Here is a 23,840-nt window from a genome sequence, read left to right as displayed (position 1 = left end):
AGAACTAAAGCAATTAACTTTGCACCGGTCTTCTTGATTATTCAGAGAAAACATCGGCACCTTTAGGCGCGTTGAATTGAAACAGATCCTGCTTGATTTCACGATTGATCGCAACATTGGAAAAATAAATGCGCGTCAGCTGGCCAAAATTATCGCTTAACTCCATGCCGCCCAGCGAACCGTTGCTCAGGCCAATCAGGACATATTTGAAACCGCTTTCCTCATTTTTAGGCACCAATTTTACCCAGAGCAGGCCTTCATCCTCGCCCTGTTGCTCCATCGTAAAGTTATCCTCCAGAGACACCTCGCCGCTTAACAATAAAGCCGGCGTGGAGCCCAGCGATTGATCGAGTTTTTTAACCGTGACTTGTTCCAGGTCCGGGTCGTAAAACCAGACTTTTCCGGAACTGGATACAATTTGCTGCTGAATGGGCTTTTTATAATCCCAGCGAAATTTGCCGGGCCGCTGCAGATAAAACATACCGTAACTGGTCTGCACCGGATCGCCGGCTTCGTTGATCAACACCTGTTTAAAATCGGCCGTCAATGTCCTTGTGGCGCTCAGGAATGCTTTCAGTTCCCGTACAGGCCTGTCTTCCGCATAACTGGCACCGCTAACAAAGGCCAACAACAGCCAAATCAGACGTAAATAATTCATTTTATTCATAGATGCTCTAACTTATTGCGGAAAAAGATTATTGAAAAAAGTATTAACCCCATCAGCCGGCGCAGTTTCCGCGCAGGCTGCATATTCAATCGGGGCCGAACCGACAATATAAGGATATTCCCGTGCGCCCTCGCAAGCTTCATTCGCCAGCAAGCCGCTGTAAGGATCAACCCAGGCCATTTTGATATTGTCCGGCGGAATCAGGTTCACAGGCTGCGTTGAAATCTGCCGCATCATCGAGGTCCAAACCTGAAGCGCTCCGGTTGAGCCTGTCAGGCCGATTGGCTTATTATCATCGCGTCCCACCCAGACTACGGATAAATAATCGCCGCTGTAGCCAGCAAACCAGCTATCTTTGGAATCATTGGTCGTACCGGTCTTGCCGACCAGGCCATAATCGCCCGGGAACACCGAATAGGCTGCGCGCCCCGTACCTTCGCGCATCACTTCCTGCAGCATCGTATTGACGATGTAGGTAGCGGCGGGGTCGACTGCCTGCCTAACCGTAAACGGATAGCTTTGCAGACGCTCGCCATTGGCCGCGACCACGGCCCTGATGCCCCGCAACGGTGTTGAAAAACCATCGCCGGCCAGCGTTTGATACATTTGCGTGACTTCCATCGGCGTTAATTCCGCGGCGCCCAGCAGGAATGACGGAAACAGGTCAACAGGCCGCGTAACGCCCATGTTTCTTAATGTCTTGACCGTCCTGGCAACCCCCACATCCATGCCTATGCGCACTGTCGCCAGATTGTACGAATGCGCCAGGGCAGTGTGCAGACCGACATTGCCGTGTTCTCTATGGTCGTAGTTTTTAGGTTCCCAGACCTTGCCGTCACCGCTTTTGATATGAATGGCTGTGTCGCTGATCGGCGTCGTAATCGTGTATCTGTCCGGATACTCCAGCGCCGTCAGGTAAATGACCGGCTTGATCAAGGATCCGATCGGCCGGACCGCATCCAGCGCGCGGTTAAATCCTGCCGCCGAGTTTTCCCGGCCACCGGTCAGAGCGGCAATTTCACCGCTGTCCCTGCGCGTCACGACAACCGCCGTTTCAAGCTTCTTGGCTTTAGGCAGTTTTTCCAACTGTTTTAACTTGGCCGTAACGGATTGCTCCAGCGTATCCTGAACCAAGGTATCCAGGGTCGTAAAAATAGCCAAGCCCTCGGACGTTAAATCTTCCTCGCGGTATTCCTGTTTCAGTTGCCGTTTGACCAAGTCAAGAAAGGCGGGATAGCGGTTTGCCGAGCGGTGCGTGCGCTCAACCACATTCAGCGGTTTTGCTTTCGCCTCAGCCGCTTGGTCGGCGCTAATATAGGCTTCCGCCGCCATCTCATCCAGGACCAGATTGCGTCGTTGCAAAGCACGTTCAGGGTAGCGCCGGGGATCATAATAAGAAGGCCCACGGACCAGGGATACCAGCGAGGCAACCTGCTCCAATGGCAGATCCTTTAAACTGCTGCCAAAATAAAACTCACTGGCCAAGGCAAAACCATGCACAGCACTGCCACCATCCTGACCAAGAAAAACCTCATTCAAATAAGCTTCAAGAATCGCATTCTTACTGAAGCGGGCTTCCAGTATCAGCGACATAAAAACTTCATTGACCTTACGCCACAGGCTGCGTTCAGACGTCAGGTAAAAATTTTTGACCAGCTGCTGGGTGATCGTACTGCCGCCCTGCACGATGCCGCCGGCGCGGACATTAGCCCACATGGCTCTGGCGATACCCTTCAGTGAAATGCCGAAATGATTGTAAAAATCCCGATCTTCGGTCGCCAGCAAGCCTTTAATCAGCGCATCGGGCGCGTCCTGCCATTTGATCAGGATCCGGTCTTCCTTGATAGTAGGATAAAAGCTGCCGATTTGCACGGGGTCCATGCGCACGATGGCCACTTCTTTCGATTGTGTCAGGTCGACGATATTGGCTATGCCCGAATCGGTAAAACTCAGACGCAAGAGGCTGGGTGGCTGTTGCTGATCCCAAAAGGTGAAATTACGGGTTTTCACGCTGACATACGGTCCCTGTCTGAAATACGTGCCCTCCGATGATAATTGGGCATCCTTACGATAATGCAAGGTCTGCAATAAATTCTCAAACTTTGCCGCGGAAAGGCCATAGCCGGCATAAAGCTCAACGGGGCTGGCATAAACCCGGGCGGGAATTGCCCAGCGATTACCTTCAAACTGCTTGCGTACGTTGTAATCCAGGTAGCCCAAATAGCTCAGCAGAACAAATGAGAATCCCGCGATAAAAATCCAGACTGTCTTTCTAAACCAATGAGAAGCGGGTCTTTTCGCCGTTTTTTTCTGGACATATCGGACCGCGCGCTTTTTTGTTTTTTCTACCATAGCCTCTTACAACGTTCATTATTTTATAATTATCATCCCTGACAGCGTTCCTTATTATACATAAAGTAGGATTACCTGAATCAGCAACCCTTAATCTATCTGGATAAAGTGAACGATAAATGAATAATACAGGCTGGCTTTTAAAAAACGATTAAATGGAATCAGCTAAAACATTGGGACTCAGTCAGAGCATGAGTCCGAAAGGCGCTCTGGGCCGAAAGTTGCTCAAGGGGCTTGCCAAAAATACTGCCTTGACCGTAATTGATACCGATTTCCCTCAGAATTTTAATCGTTTGAGGACATTCGACATATTCGGCAATGGTTTTCTTGCCCAGTTTTCTGGCAATCTGCTGCATTGAGCGCACCAGCATCTGGTCAGTTTCGTCATTGACCAGATTCTGTATAAACTGGCCGTCAATTTTTACATACTCAGCGGGGAATATTTTCAAATAATTAAACGAGCAAAAACCGGCGCCGAAATCATCCAGGGCAATATGACATCCTAATGCCCGGATCTGATTAATCGTAGACAGAGTCTGCTCGAAATTGCCTACTGCCGCCGTCTCAGTGATTTCGAACGTAAGACGGTCGCCGCTGACCCATGACCTATCCAGTTTTTGCCGAATAAAAGCGGCGATCGAATCATCCTGAAAGGCCATGCAAGATAAATTTATTGCCAGCTTTATATGTGAGAATTCCTGAGGCAGTGAAGTTAAAAAATCTATGGCCTTATCGACCACCCAAGCGTCAATGCCATGAATTAACCCCATTCTTTCCGCCACCGGAATAAATTCACCCGGATCAATCACGCACTCGTCACCATCCCTCATTCTGATCAAGACTTCATAATGGGATATTTCGCCGTCGAATAAACCTACCACAGGCTGAAAAACAAGAAAGAATCTGTCATTTAACAAGGCGTCCCGAATTAAGGGCAACCAATGAATATCGCGCTGCCTTTCCTTGAAAGCCTGATCGTCTTCGCAATACTGCCATACTCTGTTACGGCCTTTGCTCTTGGCTATCGCGCAAGCCTGATGGGCTCTGGATATCAGCTCGCCGGGATGCTTGACGGTTTTGGAGGATTTTAACGAAGCGATGCCAATTGAAGCCGTAATGTGGTAACAGACATTGCCTATTGCAAAGCGAAACTCATCCAGTCTTTTACAGATATGCTCCGCAACAACCCTCGCGTTATCGAAGGTCGAATTTTCCAAATACAAACATAACTCGTCCGATCCGACCCGGGCGAACAGGCCTTTTGCCTGAATCGCCCTTTTGATAACGGCAACCACTTCAATCAGCAGCCTGTCAGCGGCATCAAATCCTTCCAGATCATTGATCAGTCCGAACCTGTCCAGATCGATAAACAGTAACACACCATTTTGCCGGAATTTGACCTGTTCATGCAGCACCAGATAAAGATGCTGCTCAAGATTGCGCCGATTCAACAAGCCGGTCAGATCATCATGAACAACCAGATATTCTAATTTCGCATCGAGCAACTTGCGTGCGGCCAACTGGCTAATCAATTCCTCTTTCTGCTTGTAACGCAGAAACCGCTCGTCTTTTAACACCAAAAGAAACTCAACCAGCATAAGCAATTCGGCAGACAAGTATGGACGGACAAGCTCATAGCGCTGACATTCGCTTTCCAATGCCGGCGTTTTGTTCTTTGACTGCTCATTGACGAGCACAATAAACGGCAAAAAAATCCCTTCATCCTCATGCGACAGGAATTCACACAATTCCTTAATCTGGCAATGGGGCAATTTTTCATCAATGATGACCAACCCCAGGAGCTCGGGGTCATGTTGATAGGCGCGCAGCATTTCATAAATCTGATTGCCGTCGGCAGCGACAGCCAGATTATGAAATCCTCGCGCTTGTAGATATTCTATTGTTTCAACTCTTGAGTCAGGTTCAGCATCAGCAATAATAATCTTTTTTTGTTTTTGTAAGCTGTTCAACATCTTTGACCTGCCTTAACAAGGAGTTAACTTTTCTAGTATTTAAAACATTCTATACACTTCCGGATGAAGTTAAGGCGAATTGAAATAATTGAAAAGCTTAACTATCGTTAATGTAAAACTTGAAAAATCAATGACTTTTCTCAGTATAAATAAGAAACCTTAAATTAACTTTTTTTCAGTATAAATAAGAAACCTTAAATTCCCATGACTTTTCTCAGTTACACCCGCAGTTATTTATAACTGACATACCCGCGATTTAGCCGGTGATTATCAATGTATAAATCTGTTCGGCTTTGGTCCTTGCCTGATTGAGGTCAGCCGGTCACATTTCCAGCACAATCTTTCCCATCATATGCCCTTCCGCTAGTAATTTATGCGCATCGGCCGCCTGATCGAGTCTTAATACATGACTGACATTGACCTTTAAATCACCCTGTTCGATCAGTTCGGCGCATTGTTTTAAAATCTCCACATGTTTCGCGCGCGCGGCGTCAAGCTCCCTTAACATGGGCGCCAGCATCAATTCAAAACCGATCTTCAAATTGCGCATGCGGGCCTCGGCCAGACTGATCATGCCGGGATCCAGCAATGTCACGATAGCGCCGAAATGGGCCGTCGCCTCTATGCTGGATTTAAAAACATCAGGACCGACCGTATCGAAAACCAGATCAGCGCCATTTCCTTCAGTCAGACCGTTGACGCGGTCCAGCACATTCTCTTCCCGGTAAAAAATAACGTCATCAGCACTCAAACCGCGTACAACATCGGCTTTTTCTTTGGAACTGACTGTCGTGATGACGCGGGCGCCTTTTTGCTTCGCCAACTGTATGGCTACATGCCCTACGCCGCCGGCGCCGGCATGGATCAGAACTGTCTGCCCCGACTGCAAACCGCCGCGCTCGAACAGGGCGCCCCAGGCCGTAATCAACACCAGCGGCAGGGCCGCCGCTTCGGTAAAAGAGATGGTTTTAGGTTTCAAAGCCACCCAGCGGCTGTCGACAACCGTATATTCGGCGTAATTGCCTTGCTCCTTTCCCAGGCCGCCATTGCAAAACCATACTTCATCGCCGGCCTTGTAATGCGTAACGTCATCGCCTACGGCAACGATAGTGCCGGCGCCATCGCAACCCAGTACGGCAGGCAGCGCATCCTTGTAAAAGAGCCCGTTGGCCCTCACCTTGGTATCGATGGGATTGATGCCGGCTGCTTTAAGACGGACTTTTACCTGAGCCGGGTGAGTTATTTCGGGTTCCGCTATGTCCTGTAACTGCAGAACTTCAGGCCCGCCTTTTTCAGTCATTAATACTGCTTTCATCGTTATAACTCCATTGCTTAATTTGAACTTTAAAAACCATTACCGTGTGCCTGTTTCGGTTACTGACACTGATTTCTTCCAACAAGTTGCCTATGATACAGTCTCGTCCCTAACCCACTGGCCGCGGTAATCTGCATAGTCATAGTGCTTTAATAAAGTGACTTTTTCCGACGATACCTCATAGACATCAGGCAGATTGTGGCCGTTAAACCGGTTGGCTTTAATCAGGCTGTAGGCTCCGATATGTTTGAAAACCACGCGATCGCCCATCTTCAACGGCTTATTGAACCGATATTCGCCGAATATATCGCCGGCCAGACAGGTGCAACCCGCCAAGACAGCCGCATAGGCGCCCTCTGGCTCATGCTCGTGCAGTTCAGGCTGGCGCTGATATTCGAACACTTCCGGGTTATGATTAACTGACGTATCGAGTACGACGATGGTTTTGTCATCGCTGATGAATGTATCGATCACGGTGGCGATCAGATGTCCTGCCTGTCCGATCACCGCCTTGCCCGGCTCGATATAGACGTCAATGCCGAAATCGCTTTTCAGCCGGCGAACCATATCAATAAATCGGCTGTGATCTTCGATCCGGTTAAACAGATAGCCGCCCCCCAGATTCAACCATTTGAGACTAGCGAATCTTGACCCCAAACGAGACTGAAGTTTTTCTATCGTTTTAATCAACGGCGTGAAATCCGTTGCTGAAAAAATAGTATGAAAGTGCAGCCCGTTGATCTGGTCAAGGCAGGTCGAGCGGCACAATTCATCGATATCGACGCCCAGTTTTGAAAACGGCCGGCACGGATCGAAACGCTTGTCATCAAGGAAGGACAACTTGGGATTCAGCCTTAAACCGACCGAAGCTTTAGCCTTGGCAGCATCGCCAAAACGCTGATACTGATTCAAAGAGTTAAAGCTGATGTGCGTGCACAGGCTTGCAATATCATCGAGTTCATCGGGCCTGATGCCGGGTGTAGTCAGATGGATGCTACCCTGCCCCGCCAGAATTTCATCGGCTAGGCGCGCTTCAAACAGGGAACTGACCGAAAAACCGTCAACGAAAGGTTTTGCCAGCTCAAGCACAGAGGAAAAAGGCAGGGCCTTGATCGAATATAAAACCTTGCAGCCGCACTGATTGCGCAGCTCCTCCAATACTTTCAAGGTATTAGTGACCTCGGTTGCATCCACGACAAAAGCCGGCGAGGAAGTAACGCTGTTTTTTAGCGACTGCAAATCCATCAGCTTGAAAACGGCCGGCCGAGACCTTTATAAATCGCTTTTTCCGTAATCACAAAATCCATGGCTACATCATGAGATTCCATGGCGACCCGATCCAGTAATTGAGATTCGTAACACGCACCGAGCAACACGGCATCGGCTCTGGCGCATCGCAATAAACGATCATAATAACCGGCGCCGTTGCCGAGGCGTCCGCCATGACGGTCGAAAGCCACGCCCGGCACAATAATGCAATCGAGCTGTTCCGGTGCGATTTCCTTGCCGGCCTCGCCCCATCTTTGCCAGGGCGGCTCAAGAATCCCCCACATGCCGGGCACTAATTCGGCAAAGTCTTCCAGCCGCCATAGGCCCAATTTGTTATAGCCTTGCTCATCTTTGGTACAGTAGGGAATGACGATACGTTTATCGGTCGGGATTTCCTGTAACAAGGTCGGCCCGGTCCTGGCTTCTGACCGGCAGTGGATGTACCACATCACGGTTTCGGCCTGACGATAAGCCGGGTGCGCCGTGATTTGATCGCAAATGATCCGGCTGACCGTATCCTTGTCCGCCTGTGCGTTGCGTGCATCGTAAGCCTTGCGGCGTTGCTGGGCTTTCAGATCATTCATCATAAGACTAGCAGGGACGACCATCAGGCCGCCCTTGCGCAATTAAGGATTTATTGCATGGCCGCAATAATGGCATCGCGCATTTCAGTAGTGCCGGCCTTTGAGTTCCGGTTCAAATCCGGCGTGACAAATTCGCCATCGCTGATGACTTTTTCGGTCGCAGCCTTAATACGATTCGCAGCTTCGTGTTCACCCAGATAGTTCAGCATCATAACGCCCGCCATGATCACAGCGGTCGGGTTCGCGATGTTTTTGCCGGCGATATCCGGCGCACTGCCGTGCACCGCTTCAAACAATGCCGCATCGCTACCGATATTGGCACCCGGAATCAACCCCAGGCCACCAACCAAACCGGCCGTCAGATCGGAGAGAATGTCTCCGAACATATTGGTCGTCACGACCACATCGAACTGAGACGGGTCCATGACCATATGCATACAGATGGCGTCGACAATCTTTTCGTCGCATTCGATGTCTGGATAGCGCGCCGCGACTTCCCTGGCAACATCCAGAAACAAACCCGACGTGTACTTCAAAATATTGGCTTTATGACAAATCGTGACTTTTTTGCGGCCGTTTTCACGTGCATATTTAAAAGCATACTCAACAATACGTTCCGAGCCCTGACGCGTCACGACCGCCAGACTTTCGGCTATGTCTTTTTTGGGTGTCAGGAAGTGCTCCAAACCGGCATACAAACCTTCCGTATTTTCCCTGACGACGACGATATCGACATTGTCAAAACGGGTTTGCGCGCCTTTCCATGTTTTGGCCGGACGGACATTGGCATAAAGATCATATTGCTGACGCAAGGCGACGTTGATGCTTCTGAAACCCTTGCCGACCGGTGTCGTCAGAGGCCCTTTGAAAGCCACGCGATTTTTTTCAATCGAGGCCAGAGTTGCATCAGGAATCGGCGTGCCGTGTTTATCAAACGCGGCCATGCCCGCATCGGCCTCTTCCCAGTTTATCTTGGCGCCGGACGCATCAATAATCTTGACCGCAGCCTCCATAATGGAAGGACCGATACCATCACCTTTGATCAACGTAACGTTGTGCATTCATTTCTCCGAAAAAATAAAATTGCCTTGATAATACACAGATTCAACGATTTTTTAAAATCCAAAAAGCCGAGGACAGTGTTATTCTGCAATTTTTTCTTTTATACTTGCGAGCTAAACACATCAAGGGGATATCATGGAAAAACCATTCATTTTACACATGCTGACCACTGCCAAAAACCTCAGCCCGTTTGACGTCAACATGGCGATGGATGCCGGTTGGGTTTCAGCAGTCCCGTATATCAATGTCGAACCCAGCGAAGTTCAGGGGCTGGTTCAGGACGCCATTTTCTCGCGCAGCCAAAAAAACCTGAAAAGAACCGCTATTTTCATCGGCGGCCGTGATACCAAACAGGCCATGGACATGCTGAGAGCAGCTAAACACGCCATGGTGCCTCCGTTTGAAGTCTCCGTTTTCGCTGACCCCAGCGGCGCATTCACGACAGCAGCCGGCATGGTTGCAGCCGTCGAGCGGGAATTAATGACAAAATTCAACACCACACTGGAAGGCAAAAATATTCTGGCATTGGGTGGAACCGGCCCGGTCGGACAAGCCGCCGCCGTGATTGCAGCTCAAGCAGGCGCCCATGTAAGAATTATCGGCCGCCAGCTGGAAAGAGCGCAGCACATAGCCGATATGTGCAGCAATGAGTTCGGCGACGGCAAAATCACCATTGAAGCCGGCGCCGATGCCGATAAAGCCGAATACATAAAAACTGCCGACGTGGTCTTTGCAACCGGTGCCGCTGGCATTGAATTACTCAGTGCAGAGCTGGTTGCATCAGCTCCGCAACTGAAAGTGGCCGCCGATGTCAACGCCGTGCCGCCATCAGGCATTGCCGGTGTCGATGCATTCCATGACGGCACACCGATTCAAGGCTCAAACAGTGGCGCTGTCGGCATAGGCGCACTGGCTATCGGCAATATCAAATACCAGGCCCAAAACCGCTTGCTGAAGAAAATGATCAGTACCGATAAGCCTGTTTACCTGCATTTCGAGCATGCTTTCGAAGTTGCAAGAACCTATATTAAATCAAATATTTAATTTATAAGCTGGTTATAATTTCAGTTTAACCCGCCCTAATGAAAGAGGATCTCTAATGCAGAAACGCAGCATTATTCACATGCTGGACCCTATGCCAAACAACAGCCCATTCGATGTCAACATGGCGATGGATGCTGGTTTTGATGTACTTGTGCCTTACAGTAACGTCAAACTGGACAAGGTTTATGGATTGACCCAGGATGCCATATTTTCTCGCGGTCCATCCGGGGTTAAACGCACTGGCATTTTTATTGGCGGTCGTGATCTGGGCCTGGCCATGGACATGCTGGACACCTGCAAACAAGCTATGGTGCCCCCTTTTGAAGTTTCTGTTCTTGCCGATCCCAGTGGCGCATTCACGACAGCGGCCGCATTGGTGGCCTGCGTGGAAAAAGAGCTAAAAGCAAAGCATGGCAAGGAACTGAAAGACTGCAATGCCGTCGTCTTTGGCGGAACCGGCCCTGTCGGTGTCGCTACAGGCGTCATCGCATCCCTAGCCGGCGCCGATACGGCATTGATCGACCATTTGTCAATCGATACAGCCCTGGATATGGCCAAGGAATACAATCGCCGCTTTGGCTGCAATCTTAAAGGCACTTACGCCAGTTCAGAAGCCGATAAAGCTCGCCTGGTTTCCAATGCCGACATCATCTTTTGTACCGCGAAAGCCGGCATTCAGGTTTTAAGCGCTGACGTTCTGAATGAAGCAAAACGATTGAAAGTAGCGGGCGATGTGAATGCGGTTCCACCTTTGGGAATCGAAGGCATCAAGCTTAAGGACATGGGCGCACCACTAATTCATGCGGTCAATGCACCGGGCGCAGTGGGCGTAGGCGCCTTGGCTGTCGGCAATGTTAAATATCAGCTGCAGCATGAATTACTGAAATCCATGCTGGAAACTGATAAACCATTGTATCTTGATTTCAGGGATGCCTTTAACAAGGCCAGGGAACTATTATAAGCAACCGAAGGAAGGGGCGCTGCCTGGCGCCCCTTTAAAACAATCTCTGCTAAATCAAACCAGAATCGATATGACCGAACTTAACCGCCAGGCGCGTTAATTCAACATCGTTTTTTATGTGAAGCTTGTCATAGAGGCGATAGCGATAAGTATTAACGGTCTTATCACTCAATATCAACATATCCGCCATTTCCCTGATAGTTTTTCCCTGAAGAATTAAATTCACCACTTCAGCCTCTCTCTGAGACAGCTTTGAAAATGGCGATTCACTATTGCCCGCCAATCCCTGAAAAGCCAGATTTTTGGCAACTTCCTTGCATAGATAACGCTCGCCGCTTATTACGTCGCGAATTGCACTCACCATTTCCTCTGCTGAAGAGCTCTTGGAAATAAATCCCAAGACCCCCAGCTTGAGCAATTGACGTGGAATAGGACCATCGTTATGAACCGATAAAGCAATTATTTTTACTTTAGAATCATGCTGCAAAATTCTACGGCATGCTTCTACGCCGCCTATGCCGGGCATATTCACATCCATCAACACTACATCCGGCGACAGATTAACAACCGCATCGACGGCTTCTTCTCCAGATTTGGCCATACCAACAACCTTAATATCTGAAGCAGCATTCAACAATGCCTCAATACCAGTCCGGACAAGCTCATGATCATCAACAAGCAAGATACTAATCATATGTTTTTTATTGTTTTATATTAATTATAAACCAACCACTTGAATGGGAAATACTGTCCCCATGCTCTAACAGTCTCAATATTATAGTGTGACATATAAGTTATTATACATACGTAGCTTTACTTAGTGCTCGGATAATATACATCACACTCAATTTGCGTTCAGATACTTACAAATCAATATTTACACAATTATACCGCTACATTATTACCATAAGATGAATATCAACCGACCGGCAAAACTCTGAAAGAACAATAAATTATTCATTTTGACAGGAATTTTTGCCGTTCATTGCAAGATGCCTTCCCCGACGTCATCTCCTTTCTCGGTTATCGTTCAGGAGATATCTAAATCGATCAAACACCTTTTTTCACTTATATTAAAATATGAATCCTTATCAAAAAGTTAATAGTATACCTACAACCGCCCGAATGTAACTATAAAAACGTTCATACACCATATAGACGACCATGCCGATGAAAACCCTCATCCAGGTCGGAGCCAATTACCTTAAAATTTATAAAAAGTTTATACTCTTCATCATCATTTTTCCTCAGGACATTAGTTTATGCCAGACAGAGCAATGGACATAGCCATATACGCTTTGATCACTATGAAAAAATCTAATTGAACGGCGCGACAAGCGAAGAATCTGCTTGAAAACGGCCTTTTTTGGCCACTTTCGCCCCCAGCTATTGGTAATATCTTGAAAGCTATGACACTAAATATCGAAGATGCCCTGCCTGAACCGGTTATTGTCAGGCGAATTGAACCACATACCGGGATAGATGGAAAACTTGTATAAACTAACTGATCCAAACCGGCTTCAACTTGGAAGCTAATCCCTTAACACACAGAGTATAAGGCAAGCACATGATCAAAATTCAAACCGTTAAACTCTCCGGATTAACTCTGGCAGCACTGCTCGCCGGCCACATGAACACGGCCTCGGCGGAAGAGAAACCGGCACTAGGCAGAACCGTGCTATTAGAAAACAAAGTGGAACTGCCCAGTAAAAACATCAATGCCAAGACGACACGAGTCACCTTCCCGCCCGCCTTTAAAACACCTGAACATACGCATGAAGGCCCCGGCCCCCGCTATGTGACCAAAGGCAAGCTGAAAGTGACTGAAGGCGGCAAAACTCATATCTATTCCGCCGGCGACGTGTTCTGGGAATCCGGTGAATTAATGACAGTGGAAAACATCGGAAAAGGCCCGGCCGAACTGATCATTTTTGAACTGGCGCCGGCCGAGTAAAAGTCTGTGGGAAGTGAAGTCACCTTTTCAACTCGCAGGCATAGGCGGCTTCGAAAGGCTGGGTTTACCAACCCGGCCTACAATCTTAACCGAAGCGCTATCGGTTAAACTCGGCCAGCACAGCCAGCAAATAATCCAGATCCTTCTCGGTATGATCAGCCGCAACCTGCAATCTGATTTCCTGCTCACCTTTCGGCACGACCGGATAATTGAGCCCCGTAGCCAGAATTTGATGCGTGAATAAATGCGCCACCAAAGCCGAAGTTTTCTCCGTATCCCTGATCAGAATGGGCACGATAGGATGTTCGCCGGGCAAGGTTTCAAAGCCCAACCGTTTTAGCCCGGCCCTGAGCCGGGCGCTCAGGCTGCGCAATTTCTCCAGCAAACGCAAGCCCTCCGGACTGTCCGCTATATCGAGCGCGGCCATGGCTGCGGCCGCTTCTGCCGGTGTGATCGGATTCGAATAAATATACAAAGGCGCGGTTTCGCGCAGATAAGCGATAACGGCCGAGCTCGCCGCCACATAGCCGCCGTTCACGCCGAACGCCTTGCCGAGCGTGGCGATCAGGATATCGGCCTTACCGCCGGTATATTCTTCGGTACCGCGCCCGGTCCGGCCGAAAGCGCCAACGCCGTGCGAATCATCGACAACAGTGATAATGCCTTCTTCATAACCGGCTTCATGGCGCCGGTAGCAGGCATTGATCCGATCAAGCGACGCATGATCGCCGCGCATGCTGAAAATGCCGTCCGTCACGACGCAGACGCGCTTGATCTGGCCCTTATTGGCTTCAAGGATGCGCTCCAGCGCATCGATATCGGCATGCGCATAGACTTCCTTCCTGACCGGATGCGACAGACGGATCGCATTGATAATGCAGTTATGGTTCAGCGCATCGCTGACGACCAGCGTCTCCTCGGAGATAAACTGCGGCAGAACGCCCATCATGGTCGCATAAGCCGCACTCATGATCATGGCGGCATCGCGCCCGTGAAATTCGGCCAGCTTTTTCTCCAGTTCGACATGCGGCCGATAAGTGCCGCTGATAAAGCGCACCGCGCCGGGCCCCGTGCCGAACTGTTCAGCCGCTTCAGCTTCTGCATTAATCAACCGGGGATGCCCGGTCAAGCCCAGATAGGAATTGGAATTCATGCGCAGGAACGCTTGCTCTGGATAACCGTCCAGAAAATAGCGCGGGCCGAAACCGTCCGTTGGAGCCCGCCTGCCGGTAATGATTTTCTCATCACCCTTGCTTATGCCCTGCTGTTGCAACTGTGTTAATTTAGCGTTGAATAACTGCTCTATTTTTGTCAGCGACATAAATGCCTCCTTAGCTTTTGCCCAGTTTGACCGCAATTTTCTCCAGCATATCCTCGACCATTTTCGACAGATCGAAGCGCGGCTGCCAGCCCCATTCCGCTCTTGCGGCGCTATCGTCCATATGCCGAGGCCAGGAGTCGGCAATCGCCTGGCGCACCGGATCGATGCGGTAACCGATCGTGAATCCCGGCAAATGCTTTTGTATTTCCGCTGCCAGCTGCCGCGGCGTAAAACTCATGGCCGTGATATTGAAGGCATTGCGATGGCGCAGCTTCTGGCCATCCGCCGTCATCAATTGAATCGCGGCATCGATCGCGTCGGGCATATACATCATGTCCAGCTGCGTGTCGGCATCAAGAAAGCAATCGTAATGCCCGTTTTTGACAGCTTCGTAAAAAATATCCACGGCATAATCCGTTGTGCCGCCGCCCGGAAGCGCGATATTCGAGATCAGCCCCGGATACCGCAAGCCGCGCGTATCGACGCCGAAACGACGATAATAATAATCGCACAGCAGTTCACCTGAAACCTTGGTAATGCCATATAGCGTGGACGGCCGCTGGATCGTGTCCTGCGGCGTATCGACAGGCGGCGTGCCGGGGCCGAAAGCGCCGATGGAACTGGGAAAAAATACGGCGCAGCCATGCACTCGGGCTGCCTCCAGCACGTTGAGCAAGCCGTTCATATTGATATCCCAGGCTTGCCGCGGTTTTTCTTCCGCGACGGCGGACAATAGCGACGCCAGATGAAAAACCGTATCGATTTGATAGTCTTCGACAAGCTGACGCAACGCCGCTGCATCGCGCACATCGAGATTGCAATAAGGCCCTGATTGCTGCAATTCGCTGAGCGGCTGCCTGCTGTGCCCGGCTGCCACAACATTGTCCGCGCCGGACTGATCGCGCAGAGCCATTGTCAATTCGGAGCCTATCTGGCCTGTGGCCCCCGTCACCAATATCTTTTTCATAGCCATCCTCGCTGTTTTTTATGTTTATTATTCGCATTAATACCCGGTCAACTCGACATAGCCATGGCCTGAAACGGGCCTGCCGTTTTTTGTCCCCTTGACGCTGACCGCGCCTTCCCAATAACGGACACTGACGTTGAGTTCCTGGTCGTTTATCAGCGGCATAACATCAAGCTCAAGATTCTGGCCGGGCACGCTCAAGCGCCACGATGACGGGTAGCTGGCCTTCGAATGCGGACTGGTCCAGGTAGCCAAAACCCTGACCGTAGCATCCTGCGCCTTAAGCGGCACTTTGACATTGTCGGCCAGCACGATGGAACCGGAACTGTTGCGGTCGATCCTGCCATCCTTGCGTCTGAGCTGGTAGAACATCAATTCGCTGCCATCGGAGAGCTGCAAGGCAAACCAATCCCATCCGGCCTGCTCCTTAGACAATGAACTCGTGCTCCATTCCCTGTCCATCCAACTATAGCCCGATACCGAAAACATATTGCCGCCGATGCGGACACTGCCTTCGGTCGACAGTCGGGTGTAAGAATAATAATACGAGGCATTGCCGGGTTCATCACTTTTCCGGCTCAAGCCGTTTTCGCCCTGAAAAACCGGACCTTTCTGTGCCCTCAACTCGAAATCAATGGCAAAGTCGTCGCTTTTAGCCGACAGGCGCAGAGGAAAATCCGCGCCGCCCCGTGCCGATGCCGACCAATCATAAAGCCAGACCTGATACTGCTTGTCAGAGGCGCCGGCCAGCCCATTACCGGCTCGACTGAAACGCTCGTTGGTATAAAAACGATTGTTCTCGACATCGGTCAAGGTCAGATGGGCCATATACACCTGGTTGCTTCGCCAGACTGACTTCGATGCCGGCATGTCAGGACGCAATGCAAACCGAAAAAACGTCAGTTCATAACCGAATCTGCGGCCCTGAGCATTACTCAGATTGCCGGTGAAGTACCACCACTCGGTCCGGTATTGATTGTGCGCGCCATGGTCGAGAGGAAACGAGAACCTGCGCGGCTTCAAGGCCCGCGCAAAGTTTTGATCGCCTTCGGACAACACATCACTGAAGGCATCGTCTTTTTTTGACAGGGTTTTACTGAAAGACTTGTCCTTGCCCGGTTTGAGATCAAACGGAAACTCGACAGGCAGCCACCAGAGGACCGCCAGCAATATGACCAAACCTAAAAAAATCAGCTTTCTCATCACTCGTTCCGCAACGCTTCGGCCGGTCGTGTCCGCAGCATTTTCAGCGCCGGCAGGACGCCAGCCAGCAAGGCGGCACCAAACGCCAGAGCCAGCCCCTGGTAGACAACAGCCGCATTCATATGAAATGCCATTGTCCAGCCGAACGAACGCAAGTAAATGACAAAAATCAGCACATACGCGACGATATAACCGACCGGCACGGCAAACAGGCCGGCCGCCAGCCCCATCAGCCCGGTCTCGCCGATAATCAGCACTGTCAACTGCGCCGGCGTGACGCCTATGGCCCGCAATACGCCCAGTTGCCGCGTCCGCTCAAACTGCAAGGCCATCAGGGCGCTGAAAACGCCGACAAACGCGATAATGGCCGACAGCCAGCGCAGGGTTTCCGTAATCGTGAATGTCTGCTCGAACAAGTCCATCGACGCCTCATAAATCGCCCGGTTCGATTGTATCGACTGCGGCGCCTTAAGCCGCTGACCCAACTGGTCTTCCAGTCGTTTCAAGTCGATGCCGGGTTTGGCGTAAACGCCGATGCCGGAATAGCCCAGGTCGGGCCAATAGCGCTCATAATTGCGACGACTCATCACCAGATGCCCTTGATCGCTGTAGTCAGCCTCAATTGCGATCGCCTCAAAAGGCTGTACGTCCTCTTCCGTGCGCAGCATGATGGTCTGGCCGACCTTGACGTCGTGATGGTACGCATAAGGCTCCGTGACAATAATCGTCTGTTCGCGCTCAAACCGGTTCCAAACCGTACCAGCCGCCGCCTGCTTGAAAGTAAAGCCGCGCCTGGCTTGTGGATTCAACTCATACACCGACACCTTGGTAAGCTCATCATTGGCGATCAGGTTCGTAGCCAGCAGAGTGCTCAGCATTTGCACGTCGCCATGCGCGGCCAGTCTTGCTTTCAGACCATGATCCCCCGACGCGGCGGCCGGCGTCTTCTCACCCGGCAACGACACATACAGGTCGGCGCGCAGCGCGCTTTGCAGCCATTCCTGCACCGTCTGGCGGAAGCTGCCTATCATCAGATCCATGCCGATCGTCGCCGCAACGGCCATCATCAGCGCGGCGATGGCGATGCCCGTCCGACTGATCTCGGCCGACACCATGCGTGCCGGCAAGCGCCCTAAAATGCCTGAAATACGCCCGAACACGCGCTCGGCCAACTTCATGACCATCAGCGTAAAAACCGGCGTCAGCAAGGCAAAGCCGAACAACAACAGGAAAATGCCGACCAGCCCCAACGCGATGCTTTTGCCGGACCACAACGCCAGCACCAGACCCGCCAGTATGAACAGGCCGCCCGCCAGGCCCGTCACTTTGATCAACCGACGTACGCCCGATTCCAGCTGCGACCTGATCAGCACCGTCGTCGGCGGCAAGCGCGTCGCTTCCAGGGCGGGCGGCAACACGGCCAGCAGCGTCGCGCCGATTCCCAACAGGATGCCTTTGCCCAATTGCGCGGGCGTGATCATCAAAGAGGCCGCGTCGATGCGGAAATAAACCGCGTTGAGAGTGCCCGAGATCAGATGCAGCAAGCCCTGAGCCAGCATAATGCCGAGCGCTATACCGATCGCCGTGCCGGCTATCGCCAACCAGAAAGCCTCATTGATAATCAAATTAAAGATCTGCCGCCGAGTGACGCCCATGGCCCGCAAACTGCCGATCAGGCGCCGGCGCTGCACGACCAGAAACGTCATCGTGTTATAGATCAGAAACAGGCCGACCAGCAGCGAAAGCAGCCCCAAAGCCTTCAGGTTGATTGAAAACGCCCGCGTCATCTCGCGCATGGCTTGCGACTGGCTGTCCGCCGACAGCAACAAGACATTGGCCGGCAATACCTGGCATATCCGGGCCAGCGTTTCGGACGCGTCGTCATCGATCAATGCATCGATGGAACTGAGCCTGCCGAACAGGCCCAGCACCTCCTGCGCCGTGGCGATATCGGTTATGATCAATCCTGATAATGCCTGTTCGGAAATAGCCTGGGAAGGCGACAACAAGGCGATGATTTTTAACCGATGCTCGCCGTTACCGGCCTTGACCGTGATTTCGTCATCAACCCTCAGATGCAAACGCGCTGCCGTTTGTTCGCTGATCAGCGCCGTACCCGGCTCGGTAATCAGGCGCGCAAGAAAGCCGACATCGCTGTACTGCTGTTGCCAGGCCGATTGAAAGGATTTTTCAACGAAAGGATCAATGCCGATCAGCTTAAAGCTGTCATTGGGCAACCGCACATGACCGCTCACGATCGGCGACAACTGCTGTATGCCCTGCTCCACGCGCAGCCGCGTGTAGAGTTTTTCATCGAGACCGCCGTCGCCGGCCACGATGCGATGCGTTGCCGTTCCCGAAAAGGCCTTGCGTGTCTGGTCAAACGCAGACAGCGCGCTCTCCATGGCCAGCTCGATAGCAACCACGACCGCAACGCCCAGGGCAATGCCCACCAGCGCCAGGGCCAATTGCCAAGGATGCCGCCACAAAAAATTGCGGCTGGCACGGTTAAGGACGGAACTCATCGACCGAAACCAATGATTTGTCTCGGATTGAAACAATGCGGTCGGCCTGACCGATGACTTCGCGGCTGTGCGTCGCCATAATCAGGGTTTTGCCGGCTTTTTTGACCAGTGTATCGAGCAGCGCCAGGACCTGGCGGCCTGTCTCCAGGTCCAGATTGCCGGTCGGCTCGTCGGCGAGAATCAGATCCGGGTCGTGAATCAGGGCCCTGGCGATGGCGACGCGCTGTTGCTCGCCGCCCGACAGGCGGTCGGGATAGGTATCGGAGCGATCCGCCAGACCGAGCTTGTTCAGTAATGCCTCGACTTTATCGCGATCCGTTTGTGTCAAAGGCTTGATCAGCTCCAGCGGCAACAGCAGGTTTTCGGCCACCATCAAGGTGGGGATCAGATTATAAGACTGGAAGATAAAGCCCAGATGATGGCGGCGAAACAGCGTGCGTCCGTGCTCGGAGAGCGCCGTAATGTCAGTGCCGTTAATGATGACGCTGCCGCTGTCAGGAGGGTCGATGCCGCTGATCAGATTCAGCAATGTCGATTTGCCGGAGCCGCTGCGGCCGAGCAGCACGATAAATTCGCCACGGCTCACCTCCAAATTCAAACCGCTGAAGATCCGATGCCGCCTGCCCGATTCCTCATAGCTTTTGCTCAACTGTTGTATGGCGATAGCCGCTTCTGTTGGCATAAAGGTAGCGCCTTGAATCCCTTCCGGCGCTAGGCCATGAAATTGTCATCCCTTTTGGCGAGCTCGGCTTGCTCTTTCTTCTGGGTCCTGTGCATCAGGAATACGAAATACATGGCCAGCCCGAAAAGAAGCCAGGCCTTGATGCGGAAAAGAAACACCATCTCGGCGAGCAGTGTCGGATGGCTGTGTAGATAAAGATTTAATGAATCGAAAATTTCCATGAAATTCCCCTCTAAAAGCTTCGTTAAAGCCACTTTATAGAACTGATTTTAATCAAAGAATTCAAGATTATTTGATAAGCCCAAACTTAGAGCGTTAGAATCAGAGACTTAGCGAAACCTTGACCAGTCGAAACAGAATATGGATAAGGAAAAAGAAATAACCCGCTTAATGCCGGAAGGCATCAGAAGATCGCGCAGATACAGCGATTTCTTTGCGTACCCTGAAGATCGGGAACTGGAAGAATTGAGAATCGTGCATTCGCTGAAAGCATCGCTGGAGGTAACGAATGTCGCCTTCTTCGATCAAGCCAGCACGCGCGGCCGCGGCAATGATCCGCCCGATTGCGAAGCCTTGCTGTTCGACGGCAGGAGATTGGGTGTTGAAGTGACGGAACTGGTCGATCCCGAGGCCATCATGGCCTATAAAAACGGCGTCCTTACGCAATGGGCCGAATGGGACGAAGACAAGCTGATAAATTCGATCACGCAACGCCTCAAAGCCAAGGATATCGCCAAAAATATCAAAGGTGGCCCCTACGATACTTATATGGTGATCATCCACACGGACGAGCCCATTCTCAATTTTGATTATACGTTCCCGATCCTGTCGGATTATCCGTTCCGTTATTACTCGGTTATAGACAGGGCTTTTCTGCTGATGTCCTACGACCCGAAATACCAATGCTGCCCGTATATTGAGCTGAACATAAAAAACTAGGCGACTTTCCCGCTAACGGCCAAGCTACTGCTTAAGGTTTCAGACTGAAAACAATACCGGCTCCATCGACGGATTGCTGTTTCTCTCCTTCCGGCTCTTGCGTCATAACCGCGCCGCCGTTTAATTGCAGCGTCCGCTGCTTTCTGGCTGTAAACAGGTTCTGCGCGGCGGCGTTTTTCTCGCTCTTCTGTCCGGTGCTGTCAATCACCTCGAACGGAATAGAAAGATCGAGCGGTTTTTGAAGCTCGAAGGCTTGGTCGGCATTACCTGCATCCACCGCTGGCGCGTTTGTTTTTTGCCCGGATGGTTTTTTGTTTTCGGCCTGATCCTGCTTTGCACTTACCGACGCCCTGTTTTTTCCCACATCAGTCTCGGCAACGGTTCCATGTCCATATAGAAAAAGGCAGGCCCCCATCATAAGATTCAATAACGCTACGCTGTAATTTTTCATCGTTTATCGCACTCCAGCCATAAAGTCATACCTTCAGAATGATTATATTACACCTGTGAACAGCACTTGAATGTGACAATTAACGCCATAAAAAAATCCCAAGCTGAACAATTCGCAGACTGAGTTAAAGCTATGCGTAAACCAGCGGCATTAGCTGGCATGATTTTGCCTTTATTTTCGATACACCCAAAAATACCCGAAGTACCAATACCCCAATCCCGTAAGACTGAATGGTTTGTCAGGGCGATCAAATGCATGTCGATTATGAACTGATGTTATGCAGACAATTTACCCATACCTCAAGCGCCTGTAGGGTCGAATTCATTCGACCCGGGACGCCCTGTTAGTCATTTAGTGCGAATAGTGCGAATACCCAAAGGGCACAAGTGAATTCGCACCTACAAGCGCATTGGGCCGCTTTCGGTCAAGGAGACTCAAGAGCTGTAGTGCTCGGGAGCGGCAAACGGCATAAAAAGCTACCCGCGCGTAACATCAGTTATGAATTTAATCGCATAGACAAAAAATATTTAGCGGGATAATGGATTACATCAAGGCCTAAGATCCCCGGAAGAGAGATAAGTAAAAAGCATGGGCATAAAAACTAAAACAGCGTAAAGAAGAGCCACGCCACCTATAACCAGTAAAAAACCATATAATTTTTCCATCACCGATTCCACCCCAGTCAGAAAGTCATATCTTTAAGGCAACTATGTCATACTTGTTGCCATTAACTATGGACAATTAAAGGCATAAAAAGTCCCTGACTAAACGGACATATTATTGGATTAGCTGTGCCTTTATGCCCTGTGGGCGCCATGGGTAAAGCGCTGGCGCTTAATCGTAAGCTACGGTTGCAGCCGTTTGGCACCCGACATTAACTTGAACAAAAATCCTTCTCGCCAATCTTATTTTTGTTAACGGCTCAAGCGTTTAATCTCAAGGGAAAAGTTTTTTACGTCTTGTTCCTATCAGGTTTTACTAAGCAATCAGCCAGAGAGGAGATAACTTATGAAAAAGTGGTTTTTTCTCACGATGACATGCACGGCAGCCGTCTTCCACCCCAACCTTCTGAACGCCGAAGAGCGGCCGAAAAGTCCGGCCGAGGGCTACAATATCCATGTGACCGCGCCGCACCGCCATGAAGACGGCACCGTGCACGGCCCCTATCACCATTATTGCAAACCGATCAAACCCGAAATCCTGCAATGCATGATCTTCCTGTCGGACGATCCTGATGCCGAGCTCGTTGAAATCGAATATTTCGTTGACCAGAAACTCGCGCGCTCCAGCGTGACCCTGGATCAATGGAACAAGCATTTCCACGACCATAAGGTGGAAATTGCCTCCGGCCGCGTGCAGGTACACGATGTGCCACCCGAGAAAGCCAAGGAAATCGCCGATGCGGCCGCCAAGACCGACGGCATCATTTTCCATTTATGGCCCGAAGGCGCCAAGCTGCCGAATGGCGAAGTGACGTTTCCGACCGCCGTCAGCCATAAGCCTGTGGATAAGCTGGAAATACCGAAATAGAACGATAGAAAATTTCTGCAGGCATCTTCATATTGTGGGGGCGACTTCAGTCGCCTCTTAAACATCAAATTGCCAAGTAAACCACGAAGAACGAAGGCACGAGTTTTTTATCCTAAACGTTGCGGGTTGGACTGGCGCAGCCAACCCGACATGATGGCTTAACATTGGATTGCCCAACAGAGGCGGCCCAACCTACGCCGCTAAAGCGAATCTCTTTATGAGTTCAGTGCCGGATTTCCGCGAAAGCCATACCGAGCTCATCAGCTACAACGACTAATTGCCTATCGCGTGTCCAAAGGCGCGTTCCTGCCAGGCGGGCGGCAGCCAACAGATGCACATCAACGTAACCAATACCTCGTCCCATCAAGGCATGTTTTTCAATGAAAAACAGCACCTCGCCCGCACTCGCCACGGGCGCCGAAGGCAACGACTGCAATAATCCCAGCACCAGCTTGCGGTCTTGCAGATTGCCGCATGCCAGTTCGCCTACGACCCAGGGATGCACCAGCACCTGTCCCTCCAGCAGCATAGCGGCCAACTCAGCATCACTGCGCCGCAAATGATCTATCCAGACCGATGTATCCACCAACATCATGCAGTAATGTCCTGACGGCGCGGAACCGGCTTTAATTCCGGTTGAGTCCCTCCCAACTGCGCCAGACGGCGGGCACTCTCGCGCTGCACCAATGCCCGCAACGCTTCACGAATCAACTGGGTACGTTCAGTTAAGCCAGTGAGCTGTTGGGCTTGGGCCAGAAGCTCATCGTCGATATTTATAGTAGTACGCATAAATCCTCCGAAAGTCATCAAATTAATCATCAATTGATGCTTAATCATAATATATGTTCAGTACTAAAAACCAGTTGTTCAACAGCGAAGTTTTGTCTGTATGCAAGCGTGAACGCAACACAGTCTGTAAAACCGCCGTAAAGCGCTGAGCCGACCTGTCGGTATCGTCCCACAACAAGCTGAACAGTGGAATATTGAGTCGCCTGCTTTTGGCCCAAAAAAATGCAGTTCAACCTATGCGGCTTTTTAGCA

22 protein-coding genes are annotated in these 23,840 nt (G+C 50.9%); 5 read left to right on the top strand and 17 right to left on the bottom strand.

Annotated elements, in window-relative coordinates; genetic code table 11:
• Window positions 1-37 precede the first annotated feature (37 nt).
• The 7 genes from lolA to METLU_RS0103010 form a co-directional block, all read right to left on the bottom strand.
• Window positions 38-667 carry an outer membrane lipoprotein chaperone LolA gene (gene lolA / locus METLU_RS0103040; RefSeq protein ID WP_027156947.1) on the bottom strand — a complete coding sequence of 210 codons (630 nt, stop codon included), beginning with the start codon at window positions 665-667 and terminating at the stop codon, window positions 38-40.
• Between the two features lie 12 nt (window positions 668-679).
• Window positions 680-3,019, bottom strand: a complete 2,340-nt coding sequence (mrcB, locus tag METLU_RS0103035) for a penicillin-binding protein 1B (protein WP_027156946.1) — start codon at window positions 3,017-3,019, stop codon at window positions 680-682.
• Between the two features lie 161 nt (window positions 3,020-3,180).
• Window positions 3,181-4,992, bottom strand: coding sequence for an EAL domain-containing protein (locus METLU_RS0103030; RefSeq protein ID WP_027156945.1), 1,812 nt, complete (start codon window positions 4,990-4,992; stop codon window positions 3,181-3,183).
• Window positions 4,993-5,314: 322 nt separating this feature from the next.
• Complete coding sequence (locus METLU_RS0103025) at window positions 5,315-6,307, bottom strand: zinc-dependent alcohol dehydrogenase family protein (protein ID WP_027156944.1); 993 nt, start codon at window positions 6,305-6,307, stop codon at window positions 5,315-5,317.
• Between the two features lie 90 nt (window positions 6,308-6,397).
• Window positions 6,398-7,552: a type III PLP-dependent enzyme domain-containing protein gene (locus METLU_RS0103020; RefSeq protein WP_036242808.1), complete on the bottom strand. Its 1,155-nt coding sequence runs from the start codon at window positions 7,550-7,552 to the stop codon at window positions 6,398-6,400.
• Window positions 7,552-8,184, bottom strand: a complete 633-nt coding sequence (locus METLU_RS0103015) for a 5-formyltetrahydrofolate cyclo-ligase (RefSeq protein ID WP_407939052.1) — start codon at window positions 8,182-8,184, stop codon at window positions 7,552-7,554. The genes METLU_RS0103020 and METLU_RS0103015 overlap by 1 nt, the downstream gene beginning before the upstream one ends.
• Window positions 8,185-8,210: 26 nt before the next feature.
• Complete coding sequence (locus METLU_RS0103010; RefSeq protein ID WP_027156941.1) at window positions 8,211-9,221, bottom strand: isocitrate/isopropylmalate dehydrogenase family protein; 1,011 nt, start codon at window positions 9,219-9,221, stop codon at window positions 8,211-8,213.
• A gap of 136 nt (window positions 9,222-9,357) precedes the next feature.
• Between METLU_RS0103010 and METLU_RS0103005 the strand changes: the two genes are divergently transcribed.
• A complete protein-coding gene (locus METLU_RS0103005) occupies window positions 9,358-10,266 on the top strand; it encodes an NAD(P)-dependent methylenetetrahydromethanopterin dehydrogenase (protein ID WP_027156940.1) in 909 nt (302 codons plus the stop codon).
• Between the two features lie 55 nt (window positions 10,267-10,321).
• The gene (locus METLU_RS0103000) at window positions 10,322-11,227 is read left to right on the top strand and encodes an NAD(P)-dependent methylenetetrahydromethanopterin dehydrogenase (protein ID WP_027156939.1); all 906 of its coding nucleotides are present in this window, start codon (window positions 10,322-10,324) and stop codon (window positions 11,225-11,227) included.
• A gap of 49 nt (window positions 11,228-11,276) precedes the next feature.
• On the opposite strand, the gene METLU_RS0102995 is transcribed toward METLU_RS0103000, so the two are convergent.
• Window positions 11,277-11,921: a response regulator gene (locus METLU_RS0102995; RefSeq protein ID WP_027156938.1), complete on the bottom strand. Its 645-nt coding sequence runs from the start codon at window positions 11,919-11,921 to the stop codon at window positions 11,277-11,279.
• A gap of 873 nt (window positions 11,922-12,794) precedes the next feature.
• Here METLU_RS0102995 and METLU_RS0102990 point away from each other — a divergent pair.
• Window positions 12,795-13,181, top strand: coding sequence for a cupin domain-containing protein (locus METLU_RS0102990; protein ID WP_027156937.1), 387 nt, complete (start codon window positions 12,795-12,797; stop codon window positions 13,179-13,181).
• Between the two features lie 97 nt (window positions 13,182-13,278).
• On the opposite strand, the gene METLU_RS0102985 is transcribed toward METLU_RS0102990, so the two are convergent.
• Genes METLU_RS0102985 through METLU_RS0102960 form a run of 6 tightly spaced genes read right to left on the bottom strand, consistent with a single transcriptional unit; the run spans window position 13,279 to window position 20,100 of the window.
• Complete coding sequence (locus tag METLU_RS0102985) at window positions 13,279-14,502, bottom strand: aminotransferase class I/II-fold pyridoxal phosphate-dependent enzyme (protein WP_027156936.1); 1,224 nt, start codon at window positions 14,500-14,502, stop codon at window positions 13,279-13,281.
• Between the two features lie 10 nt (window positions 14,503-14,512).
• On the bottom strand, window positions 14,513-15,469 hold the full coding sequence (locus METLU_RS0102980) for an NAD-dependent epimerase/dehydratase family protein (protein ID WP_027156935.1): 957 nt from the start codon (window positions 15,467-15,469) through the stop codon (window positions 14,513-14,515).
• Window positions 15,470-15,505: 36 nt separating this feature from the next.
• Window positions 15,506-16,672, bottom strand: a complete 1,167-nt coding sequence (locus METLU_RS0102975; protein WP_027156934.1) for a lipocalin-like domain-containing protein — start codon at window positions 16,670-16,672, stop codon at window positions 15,506-15,508.
• Window positions 16,672-19,197, bottom strand: coding sequence for an FtsX-like permease family protein (locus METLU_RS0102970; protein ID WP_027156933.1), 2,526 nt, complete (start codon window positions 19,195-19,197; stop codon window positions 16,672-16,674). Before METLU_RS0102970 ends, METLU_RS0102975 begins: the two co-directional genes overlap by 1 nt.
• Window positions 19,181-19,879: an ABC transporter ATP-binding protein gene (locus METLU_RS0102965; RefSeq protein WP_027156932.1), complete on the bottom strand. Its 699-nt coding sequence runs from the start codon at window positions 19,877-19,879 to the stop codon at window positions 19,181-19,183. Before METLU_RS0102965 ends, METLU_RS0102970 begins: the two co-directional genes overlap by 17 nt.
• A gap of 29 nt (window positions 19,880-19,908) precedes the next feature.
• Window positions 19,909-20,100: a hypothetical protein gene (locus tag METLU_RS0102960; RefSeq protein ID WP_027156931.1), complete on the bottom strand. Its 192-nt coding sequence runs from the start codon at window positions 20,098-20,100 to the stop codon at window positions 19,909-19,911.
• 139 nt (window positions 20,101-20,239) lie between these two features.
• On the opposite strand from METLU_RS0102960, the gene METLU_RS0102955 reads away from it, so the two are divergent.
• A complete protein-coding gene (locus tag METLU_RS0102955) occupies window positions 20,240-20,818 on the top strand; it encodes a hypothetical protein (RefSeq protein ID WP_027156930.1) in 579 nt (192 codons plus the stop codon).
• Between the two features lie 31 nt (window positions 20,819-20,849).
• Here METLU_RS0102955 and METLU_RS0102950 read toward each other — a convergent pair whose 3' ends face one another.
• Window positions 20,850-21,269, bottom strand: coding sequence for a hypothetical protein (locus METLU_RS0102950; RefSeq protein WP_027156929.1), 420 nt, complete (start codon window positions 21,267-21,269; stop codon window positions 20,850-20,852).
• Window positions 21,270-22,277: 1,008 nt separating this feature from the next.
• Here METLU_RS0102950 and METLU_RS0102945 point away from each other — a divergent pair.
• A complete protein-coding gene (locus METLU_RS0102945) occupies window positions 22,278-22,799 on the top strand; it encodes a DUF1264 domain-containing protein (protein WP_027156928.1) in 522 nt (173 codons plus the stop codon).
• 223 nt (window positions 22,800-23,022) lie between these two features.
• Here METLU_RS0102945 and METLU_RS0102940 read toward each other — a convergent pair whose 3' ends face one another.
• Entirely contained in the window at window positions 23,023-23,394 is a 372-nt protein-coding gene (locus METLU_RS0102940) for a type II toxin-antitoxin system VapC family toxin (protein WP_027156927.1), read from the bottom strand.
• The gene (locus tag METLU_RS0102935; RefSeq protein ID WP_027156926.1) at window positions 23,391-23,588 is read right to left on the bottom strand and encodes a type II toxin-antitoxin system VapB family antitoxin; all 198 of its coding nucleotides are present in this window, start codon (window positions 23,586-23,588) and stop codon (window positions 23,391-23,393) included. Before METLU_RS0102935 ends, METLU_RS0102940 begins: the two co-directional genes overlap by 4 nt.
• Window positions 23,589-23,840 lie beyond the last annotated feature (252 nt).

Source organism: Methylobacter luteus IMV-B-3098 (assembly GCF_000427625.1).
GTDB lineage: Bacteria > Pseudomonadota > Gammaproteobacteria > Methylococcales > Methylomonadaceae > Methylobacter > Methylobacter luteus.
Note: the sequence above shows the minus strand (reverse complement) of the source record. Positions and strands in the feature narration are given on the sequence as shown.